The organism is Seonamhaeicola marinus, from assembly GCF_008085455.1.
Genome location: NZ_VSDQ01000232.1, coordinates 1 through 778, shown reverse-complemented (window position 1 = coordinate 778; position 778 = coordinate 1). Strand labels below are relative to the sequence as shown.

Below are 778 nucleotides of genomic sequence, written 5' to 3'. Positions count from 1 at the left end.
CACAACAAAATTTATACCAAAAAAGTGTTAAACATTTACGTAATACATCGAAAGGTTAACTCTGGGTAAGTACTTTGTTACCTTAACGTTATTAATTAACCAATAATGAGTATATTGTGCTTTTAGTTTTATCTTTACCTTTTGAAATTATTAAAAAATGAAGAAAAAGGACATTAAAATACTGTTAGTTGATGATGAGCCAGACATTTTAGAAATTGTAGGATACAATTTAACTAGTGAAGGCTACCAAGTAATAACTGCCGAAAACGGAAGTGAAGGCGTTAAAAAAGCAAAAAAAGAATTACCTCAACTCATTATTTTAGATGTTATGATGCCTGAAATGGATGGTATTGAAGCATGTGAATTATTGCGTAAAAACCCAGACCTTAAAAACACTATAATTACCTTTTTAACAGCAAGAGGCGAAGACTACTCTCAAGTAGCAGGCTTTGATGCAGGTGCAGATGATTACATAACAAAACCTATAAAACCAAAGGTGTTGGTTAGTAAAGTAAAAGCATTACTACGCCGTTATAAAGAAGAAGATGTTTCAGATACTGTTAAAATTGGCAGTTTGGTTATAAATAGAGACGAATACAAAGTAACTTCAAAAGGCAAAGAAATCATATTGCCAAGAAAAGAATTTGAATTACTATCTTTGTTAGCCTCAAAGCCAGGGAAGGTTTTTAAACGCGATGAAATTTTAGATACCGTTTGGGGTAACGAGGTAGTTGTAGGTGGTAGAACCATTGATGTTCACATTAGAAAACTACGCGAA

1 protein-coding gene is annotated in these 778 nt (G+C 32.5%); it reads left to right on the top strand.

Going from position 1 to position 778, the window contains the following annotated elements; genetic code table 11:
• Positions 1 to 157: 157 nt before the first annotated feature.
• Positions 158 to 778: response regulator transcription factor (locus tag FUA24_RS03170; protein ID WP_148540020.1), on the top strand; the 621-nt coding region annotated here is incomplete at its 3' end.